Raw genomic sequence first — 9642 nt, 5'->3', positions numbered from 1 at the left:
CATTTGGTAGTTGAAACTACCAAGTGTTAAAAATGAGGAAGAAAGTTGACAAAGACAAAGCCTCACCCCCAACCCCTCTCCAGGGAGAGGGGAGTGATATGTTCCCCAATTGTATTCTATTCGCCTTCTATTTCCAAGGCATTTTCCCCCCCTCTCCTTGGAGAGGGGTTGGGGGTGAGGCTTTATTTCCTCTCTCTTTTCTTTTGTTTGGGGTTGGGGGTGAGGCTTTGTTTTCGACTTCTCTCTTTGAGATTACAATATAATTTCCCCTTTGTGTGCAAACGTTTGCATTATTATTTCTTGATTTTGTTTTTTTACAGAGAACCAACTTACGATTAAATTGCTATCTTTACAGAAAATTACTAACCTCCGTATGAAACTGACTTTTAATATAAACTATGACACCGTATTCGGCGAAGAAGTATTGCTGAATATCGTAGAGACTGACAGTAAAGGAGCAAAGAAAACCTCCCAGTTCAGAATGAATAACCGTGATGGAAAGCACTGGTGGTATGAGTTGAACCGCAAAGAGGCGACCCTCAACACCTCGCTCGACTATTATTACAGCGTCGACTGCGATTGGGCAGACAGCCGTCACGAGTGGCTTACCGAGACACATCGCTTGGAACTCAGTGCCGTTAAGGGCAGGGAATATACCGTTTACGACCATTGGGCCGACGTTCCCGAGGATTCCTATCTCTACAGTTCGGCTTTTACGGAGTGTGTAAATCGCCGTCCTTTGCCTTCCATTCGCCCTTCGGCTTACGACAAGACGGTGCGCCTCATCGTGCGTGCACCACAGCTTCGTACATTCGAACAGCTTGCTGTGGTCGGTAAACCCAAGTCAATGGGTGCATGGGATGTGTTCAAGGCACTGCCCATGTATGAGCATAATTACAATGAGTGGATTGTAGATCTCAACGTTGAAACCTTGGATGGCGAGGTTCTTGAATTCAAGTTTGCTGCGCTCAACACGGCAGACAAACAGCATCCACTGTGGGAAACAGGCATGAACCGAGAGATACATCTGCCCGAAATCAAGAATGGTGAGGTGGTTGTCTACGAACTTTCGCAGGCTTTCTTCGATATCTGCAATCGCAAATTGGCCGGAACGTTAGTGCCTGTCTTCTCACTTCGTTCAAAGACAAGCTATGGTATCGGCGACTTTGGCGACCTGAAAAAGATGATAGATTGGGTGGCTGCGACCCATCAACGCGTGCTCCAGGTGTTGCCTATCAATGACACTACGACCACACATACATGGACAGATTCCTATCCATACAGCTGTATCAGCATCTTTGCCCTGCATCCGCAGTATGCTGACCTGAGGCAGCTGCCACCATTGAAAGACGGAAAGAAAAGCAATGATTTCGAGGCTTTACGCCAGGAACTCAATGTTTTGAAGCAGATAGATTATGAGCGTGTGAACGATGCCAAACAGAAATATCTGCATGAAATCTATCAGCAGGAGGGTAAAGAGATGCTCAAGAGCAAGGCTTTCAAGCAGTTCTTTGCCGACAGCGAGCAGTGGCTTGTGCCCTATGCGCAGTATTGTTATTTGCGAGATAAATACGGTAAGGCCGACTTTTCAACGTGGCCTGACCACCAAGTGTGGAACGAAAAAGAACGCAAACAGCTCTCCACGCCGTCGTCAAAAGAATATAAAGAAGTGGAATTCTTCTATTTCGTGCAGTTTGTTTTGAACCAGCAAATGGAGGCAGTTCATGCCTATGCGCGTGAGAAAGGCGTCATTCTGAAGGGCGATATCCCTATTGGCGTCAATCGAAATGGCTGCGATGTGTGGATGGAACCGAAGTATTTCAACCTCAACGGACAGGCCGGTGCACCGCCTGACGACTTCTCTGTGAACGGACAAAACTGGGGATTTCCCACGTATAACTGGGATGAAATGGTGAAAGACGGCTGTAAGTGGTGGGTACGTCGCTTCCAGAACATGAATAAGTACTTTGATGCTTACCGCATAGACCATGTGCTTGGCTTCTTCCGTATATGGGAAATTCCGTCTGATGCCGTGCATGGTTTGCTCGGACAGTTTGCCCCATCGCTTGGCATGTCGCGTGAAGAAATCGAAGGTTATGGCCTGCATTTCCTTGAAGATCAGTTCACCAAGCCGTTTATCAGCGATTGGATTATCGACCGTGTGTTCCATGAACGCGCCGCAGAAGTGAAGCAGCGGTTCCTCAACCACACACATGACGACATCTATGAGCTGAAGCCCGAGTTCAGCACCCAACGCAAAGTGGAAGCTGCCTTTGAGGGAAAGACCTCGGATGCCGATATCTGGTTGCGCGACGGTCTTTATGCCTTGATCAGCAATGTGCTCTTTGTGCGCGACCGTAAAGACCCGAATAAGTTCCACCCACGCATCAGTGCGCAGTTCGACTTCACGTATGAAGCACTCTATGACAGCGATAAGGCAGTCTTCAACCGCATATATAATGACTACTATTATCGTCGCAATAACCAGTTCTGGTATCGTGAGGCCATGAAGAAATTGCCTAAGCTTGTGCAGGCAACGCGCATGCTTGTGTGTGCTGAAGACCTTGGTATGGTGCCCGATTGTGTGCCATGGGTGATGAACAATCTCAAGATATTGAGCCTCGAACTGCAGAGTATGCCGAAGGATCCTCATGTGAGATTTGGTTACTTGGGCAGCAATCCTTATCGTTCGGTATGCACCATTTCAAGCCATGACATGCCTACACTGCGTCAGTGGTGGGACGAGGATTTCGAGCGTACACAGGCTTATTACAACAGCATGCTCTATCGGGGAGGGGCAGCTCCTCATCCACTTCCGGGCTGGTTGGCACGTGATATTGTCGGCCGTCACCTGATGTCTCCGAGCATGCTTTGCATCCTTTCCGTGCAGGATTGGTTGGCAATTGACGAGAAACTGCGCCTTGCCGACCAGAATGCGGAGCGCATTAACATCCCTGCAAACCCTAAACATTACTGGCGTTATCGCATGCATGTGAGCATTGAAGACCTCATGCAGAATACTGATTTCCGCGAGAATGTGACTGAACTCGTGTGTCAGTCGGGCAGGGAATAGACCTTTTGAATGGTAATCCTACGATATCGACGGTGAGAGTCTGACACAAGTAGGCTCTCACTGCCTTGAGGTTTACATGATGCTCCTTTTATTTTGAAAAGAGAACTACATTCTGAAAACCCAAATAAACAATTTATAATGAAACATCTACAATTCCTTTTCGCGCTGTTGTTAGTACCTTGTATGGCCGTGGCACAGACGGTTAAGTCGCCTGACGGCAAGGTTGCTGTGACGTTTTCGCTGTCGCCAAGCGGACAACCCACTTATGAGATGACGTTCAAGAATAAGCAGGTGGTGAAGCCTTCACACCTCGGTCTGGAGTTGGCAAAAGACAAACACGCCTCCAAGGGATTGAAGGAGACCGACCTGATGGACGGTTTTAAAATCACCGATACCAAGATTTCTGCGTTTGATGAGACGTGGACACCGGTGTGGGGACAGTTCAAGAAGATTAGAAACCATTACAATGAATTGGCGGTTTCGCTGCATCAAGCATCGTCAGACCGCAATATCATCATTCGTTTCCGCGTCTATGACGACGGCATGGGATTGCGTTATGAGTTCCCACAACAGCAGTCTCTCAACTATTTCCTCATCAAGGAAGAGCACACTCAGTTTGCCATGACAGGCGATCATACGGCTTGGTGGCTGCCGGGTGACTATGACACACAGGAGCAGGAAACACAGGAAACGAAACTATCTGAAATCCGTGAGCGTTTCAAGAAGGCGGTCAATTGGAATAACTCTTCCGTATCTGTGTTCTCACCGACGGGTGTTCAGACGGCTTTACAGTTGAAGACGCAAGACGGTCTCTATCTGAATATCCACGAAGCTGCCTGCATCGACTATGCCACCATGCACTTGAACCTCGACGACAAGAACTTTGTTTTCGAGTCATGGCTCACTCCTGATGCCACAGGACTAAAGGGATGCATGCAGACTCCATGCTCAACACCGTGGCGAACAGTCATGGTAAGCGATGATGCCCGCGACATGTTGGCATCAAGTTTGATACTCAATCTCAACGAACCTTGCAAGCTTGAAGACACCAGTTGGATACATCCGGTGAAATATTGTGGCGTTTGGTGGGAGATGATTGTAGGCAAGAGCAGTTGGAACTACACCGATGAATATCCCTCGGTGAAGTTGGATGAGATGGATTGGAGCAAGGCAAAACCCAACGGTCGCCATGCTGCCAACACCGAACACGTGAAGAAATACATTGATTTCGCAGCTGCCAACGGACTCCAGCAGGTACTCATTGAGGGCTGGAACGTAGGTTGGGAAGACTGGGCGAATATGTGGAAATGGGATGTTTTCGATTTCGTTACGCCCTATCCCGACTTTGATATCAAGGCTTTGAACGACTATGCGCACAGCAAGGGTGTGAAACTGATGATGCACCATGAAACTTCTTCGAGCGTCATCAACTATGAGCGCCACCTCAACGAAGCCTTCAATCTGATGGATAAATATGGATATGATGCTGTGAAAGGCGGTTACGTGGGCGATATTATCCCACGTGGTGACCATCATTTCTCACAGGCAATGAACAATCACTACCTTTATGTGGTCAAGGAAGCAGCCAAGCATCACATCATGGTGAATGCACACGAAGCAACCCGCCCCACGGGACTTTGCCGCACATATCCTAACCTTATCGGCAATGAAAGCGCCCGAGGTACGGAATATGAAGCTTTCGGTGGCAGCAATCCCGACCACACTGTAGTGCTTCCTTTCACTCGTCTTCAGGGCGGCCCAATGGACTATACGCCTGGTATCTTAGAGACTCAACTCAAGACTTGGAGTGATAATCCGAACTATGTGCACACCACCTTGGTGGGCCAGTTGGCGCTTTATCTCGTCATGTGGGGCCCAATCCAGATGGCAGCCGACCTGCCGGAGAACTATCAGAAGTATGCCGATGCTTTCCAATTCATCAAGGATGTGGCCGTAGACTGGGACGACTCACGCTATATAGAGGCTGAACCTGGCGACTATATCACCGTAGCGCGCAAGGCAAAAGGTACAAATAATTGGTTTGTTGGAGGCAAGTGCGATGAGAACGGGCATCAAAGTGTAGTGCGCCTTGACTTTCTTGACAAGGGCGCTAAATACGAGTGTACGCTTTATGCCGATGCAAAAGGGGCCGATTATAAGACGAACCCCAAGGCCTACACCATCACTAAGCGCATTGTGAAGAAAGGCGATGTGTTGAAGATTGACGAGGCACGTGGTGGTGGTTTTGCCATGTCACTCATCAAGAAATAAGTAATTTTGATTTAACCGCACACCTAAACAATGAAAATCAGAATGTTCTGTATGACTGCATTAGCAGCCGCTATGATACAAACTGTTCGGGCACAGGATGTCTTCAACGAGATGTCTTACAGTCCCAAGCAGACCGTTTTCAAACTGAATGCCCCAACACGTCCTGTCGTTCGGCTGTATAACGACGGCATGAAAGGTAAGGCTGTGAAGACACTGAAGATGAAATGCGCGGGAAAAGACCTTTGGACATTATATGTAAAAGGTGATTTGCGTGGCAAGTTCTATACATTCGACCTCGGAAAGGGCGAGACGCCGGGCGTCTTTGCCAAGGCCGTTGGGGTGAATGGAAATAGAGGTGCTGTCATCAATCTGCACTCCACAGACCCCGAAGGCTGGCAGAACGACTGTCGACCCGCTTTGCATTCGGCTGCCGATCAAGTGATTTACGAGATGCACGTGCGTGATTTCACGCATTCAGCTCCCGGCATATCTCATCCCGATAAGTTCTTGGGCGTGAGCGAACCTGTGTCAACAGACTATTTGAAACGGCTTGGTGTGACCGCTGTCCACTTGCTCCCTTCGTTTGATTATGCTTCTGTTGACGAAACGATACAGCATAATCCGCCTTATAACTGGGGCTATGACCCGAAAAACTATAACGTGCCTGAAGGCAGCTATTCCACCGATCCTTACCGCCCGGACGTGCGCATTCGTGAGTTCAAACAAATGGTCCAAGCACTTCACAAGGCTGGTATACGTGTCATTCTTGACGTGGTTTACAACCATACTTTCGACATTCAGCACAGCAATTTCCAGCTGACTTATCCCGATTACTACTATCGCAAGAATGCTGATGGAACTTTTTCCAACGGTTCGGGCTGTGGCAATGAAACGGCTTCTGAAAAGCCATTGATGCGCAAGTTCATGCTCGAAAGTGTGAAATATTGGATAAACGAGTATCACATCGACGGCTTTCGCTTCGACTTAATGGGTATTCATGACATCGAAACCATGAATGAAATCCGTGCCGAAGTCAACAAAATAGATTCCACCATCTATATCTATGGTGAGGGATGGAGTGCAGGTAGCTGTGCTTATCCTTTGGAGAAATTGGCTGTCAAGGCACATACGGCCCAATTACATGGCATTGCAGCTTTCAGTGATGACATGCGGGATGCCCTCCGCGGCCCTTTCAGCGATGATAGGAAAGGGGCCTTTCTTGCCGGCATTAAGGGCGAAGAAGAGAGCTTGAAGTTTGGCATTGCAGGCGCCATTGCCCATCCCGACGTTGACATGTCAAAGGTAAACTACAGCAAGAAGCCGTGGGCCGTACAGCCTACCCAACAGATTAGCTATGTCAGCTGTCATGACGATATGTGCCTGACCGACCGCCTTCGTGCTTCTGTCCCCGGCATTCAAGACGACGAACTTATTCGTCTCGACTTGCTTGCACAGACTGCAGTGTTCACTTCGCAAGGCGTTCCGTTCATTTTGAGCGGTGAAGAAATGCTGCGTAATAAGCAAGGTGTGCACAACAGCTTTAACTCCCCGATAGACCTCAACGCCCTGAATTGGGCACAACTCAAGGAATATCCGCAGGTGTTTACTTATTATCAGAAGCTTATCCAGTTGCGAAAGAACCACCCTGCATTCCGACTTGGCGATGCCGCGCTCGTCAGAAAGCATCTTCGTTTCCTGCCCGTGAAGCCCTGTCTTGTGGGATTTGTGCTTCAAAATCATGCCGGTGGAGATGCCTGGAACAATATCATTGTCATTCTGAATGGCAGTCGCGAGACGCAGGAAGTAGACATCCCTGCGGGCAACTACACCGTTGTGCTCTGTGATGATACGATTAATGAACAGGGCTTGGGGCGGATGCAAGGCGGCAAGGTGACCGTAGATGCCCAGCGTGCATTGATTCTTCACGATTAAACAACCATGAAATATGAAGAAAATAATTTTCAGTTTAGCATTATTTCTGTCGGCGATGACATCCTTAGCATCGACAAATATTGACCGCATAGAGCCTGCCAACTGGTTTGTGGGCATGAAAAACAGTTCGCTTCAGCTGATGGTTTATGGCAAGAATATCCGCAATTCGCGCGTCAGTGTGGACTATCCCGGAGTGAAAATCGACTCTCTTGTGCGTCTCGATTCGCCCGACTATCTGCTCGTTTATCTGAATATCGGCGGAGCAAAACCCGGAGAAATGATGCTCAACTTCAATGGAAAGAAAGTGAAGTATCCCCTGCAAGCACGCGAAATGAGCGGCGATAAGCGCATGGGTTTCACCAATGCAGACGTGCTCTATATGCTCATGCCCGATCGTTTTGCCTCGGGGCGTGGCATCACGAAACCTTTGAAGGGCATGAACCCCTATGTCGTAGACCGTTCAAAGCCGAGTCTTCGTCATGGTGGAGACCTTGAAGGCATTCGCCGCCACTTGGATTATTTCAGTCAATTGGGCGTCACAGCCCTGTGGTTTACGCCTATTTTGGAAAACGATGCACCTGATATTAATGATTACAACAACTATCATGGCTATGATACCACAGACTATTATCGTGTTGACCCACGTTTCGGAACCAATGAAGACTACCGTCGCCTTATTGCCGAAGCACATGCCAAAGGCTTGAAAGTGGTCATGGATATGATTTTCAATCATTGTGGTTTCGACCATCCTTGGGTAAAAAACATGCCGTCAAAAGATTGGTTCAATGCCCCCGAGTGGTTGAAAGAGGGTGAGAAAGTTTATCTGCAAACCAGCTATAAGCTTACGCCTGTGCTCGACCCCTATGCCTCGGAAGTGGATAAAAGAGAGACCGTTGACGGTTGGTTTGTAAAGACCAAACCCGATTTGAACCAGCGAAATCCGCACGTGATGACCTATCTTGTCCAGAACAGTATATGGTGGATAGAGACCGTTGGCATTGACGGCATCCGCATGGACACATATCCTTATGCCGACAGAAAGGCCATGTCGCAGTGGATGAAAGCCCTTGATGAGGAATATCCCAACTTCAATACCGTCGGAGAAATATGGGTTACGGAGCCTGCCTACACCGCAGCATGGCAGAAAGACTCACGACTTTCATCTATCAACAGCTATCTTAAGACTGTCATGGACTTCAGCTTTTACGACAAGATTAATCTTGCCAAGAGCGAAGAAACTGATGATTGGTGGAAAGGCCTCAATCGAATTTACAACAGTCTGTGTTATGATTACCTCTATGAGAACCCTTCAAGCGTGATGGCTTTCATCGAAAACCACGACACCGACCGTTTCTTGGGCGAGGGGAAAGACACTCTTGCCTTGAAGCAGGCCCTTGGGCTGTTGCTCACTATCAATCGCATTCCTCAATTGTATTATGGCACAGAGGTGTTGATGAACGGCACGAAGACCGTCACTGACGGTGATGTGCGCCGCGATTTCCCCGGAGGTTTTGCGGGCGATAAGCACAATGCATTCACTGCCGAGGGGCGAACGAAAGAAGAAAATGCCATGTTCAACTGGCTCAGTCGCCTTTTGCATTGGCGTCAAGGCAATGAAGTTATCTGCAAAGGCAAGCAAATCCAGTTCATTCCCTATAAAGGTGTCTATGTCGTTGCACGCCAATATCAGGGCAAGACGGTGCTGACCATCCTCAATGGAAAGCGTGCAGCTGTTGAAATGGATCTCTCGCGCTATGCTGAAGTCATTGGAAATCAAACCGAGGCCCGCGATGTTGTCACGGGCAAGATCGTTAAACTCGGTGACGTGTTGAGGCTGAAACCGCGTGAAACGATGATTATTGAAATGTCTTCCAGTGCTTCTTAAATCTACTTGAGCATGCTGTAGCCATGCCAAGAGCATGTTGATGATTTCACAAGCCTGCGCTGTCTTTCCTCTCGGGGGAGGGTGGCGCAGGCTTCATTCAAGAGGCGCAGGCGTGTTATCGCAACACAGCCTGCGCCGAACATTAGGGAATAGCATACCAAAAGCGATATGCTATCAGGTATATAGTTTTTATCAAGTGTCCTGCGTTTTCACTCTTCAGGTTGCACTTTGCGCTTGGGAATGTCTAATTTGGCCTTTTCGGGACTCCCCGAGAAGCCGCTTTTCAGCTTTTTCGAGCTTCGGGACACCCCGAAAGCGTATTTTTCAAATTTTTCGAGCTTCGGGGCCTCCCGACGGTTCATTTTCACAAAAAAACAACTCGTCGGGGTATCCCGAAACATTGTTTTTCTGAATTTCTGCCTTTCGGGATGCCCCGAAGCGTGATTTTGGCTCAGTAGAAAAGAGATGGGGAAATTTCCTT

At 48.4% G+C, this 9642-nt stretch carries 4 protein-coding genes and 1 pseudogene; 4 read left to right on the top strand and 1 reads right to left on the bottom strand.

All coding sequences use genetic code 11. From position 1 onward, the window contains the following. The first annotated feature begins 373 nt into the window (after window positions 1-373). The 4 genes from HMPREF2983_RS08520 to HMPREF2983_RS08505 all read left to right on the top strand — a co-directional run bounded on the left by HMPREF2983_RS08520 (window position 374) and on the right by HMPREF2983_RS08505 (window position 9161). Window positions 374-3073 carry a 4-alpha-glucanotransferase gene (locus tag HMPREF2983_RS08520; protein ID WP_070667738.1) on the top strand — a complete coding sequence of 900 codons (2700 nt, stop codon included), beginning with the start codon at window positions 374-376 and terminating at the stop codon, window positions 3071-3073. 138 nt (window positions 3074-3211) lie between these two features. Beyond that, the gene (locus HMPREF2983_RS08515) at window positions 3212-5344 is read left to right on the top strand and encodes a glycoside hydrolase family 97 protein (RefSeq protein WP_070667737.1); all 2133 of its coding nucleotides are present in this window, start codon (window positions 3212-3214) and stop codon (window positions 5342-5344) included. A gap of 30 nt (window positions 5345-5374) precedes the next feature. Next, window positions 5375-7276 carry a type I pullulanase gene (pulA, locus tag HMPREF2983_RS08510; RefSeq protein WP_070667736.1) on the top strand — a complete coding sequence of 634 codons (1902 nt, stop codon included), beginning with the start codon at window positions 5375-5377 and terminating at the stop codon, window positions 7274-7276. A gap of 13 nt (window positions 7277-7289) precedes the next feature. Beyond that, window positions 7290-9161 (top strand): glycoside hydrolase family 13 protein, encoded by a 1872-nt coding sequence (locus HMPREF2983_RS08505; RefSeq protein ID WP_070667735.1) that lies wholly within the window; start codon window positions 7290-7292, stop codon window positions 9159-9161. A 209-nt stretch (window positions 9162-9370) separates the two neighbouring features. Here the strand turns inward: HMPREF2983_RS08505 and HMPREF2983_RS14165 are convergent. Beyond that, window positions 9371-9642: pseudogene (locus HMPREF2983_RS14165) on the bottom strand (hypothetical protein); the annotation flags it as partial.

Origin of the sequence: Prevotella sp. HMSC077E09 (assembly GCF_001814685.1) — a bacterium.
Classification (GTDB): Bacteria; Bacteroidota; Bacteroidia; order Bacteroidales; family Bacteroidaceae; genus Prevotella; species Prevotella oris.
This window is presented reverse-complemented; position numbering and strand designations above follow the sequence as displayed.

Excerpts from the sequence above, each read along its gene's own strand:
- HMPREF2983_RS08520 (WP_070667738.1), top strand. The coding sequence starts at position 374 with ATGAAACTGACTTTTAATATAAACTATGACACCGTATTCGGCGAAGAA.
- HMPREF2983_RS08515 (WP_070667737.1), top strand. The coding sequence starts at position 3,212 with ATGAAACATCTACAATTCCTTTTCGCGCTGTTGTTAGTACCTTGTATG.
- pulA (WP_070667736.1), top strand. The coding sequence starts at position 5,375 with ATGAAAATCAGAATGTTCTGTATGACTGCATTAGCAGCCGCTATGATA.
- HMPREF2983_RS08505 (WP_070667735.1), top strand. The coding sequence starts at position 7,290 with ATGAAGAAAATAATTTTCAGTTTAGCATTATTTCTGTCGGCGATGACA.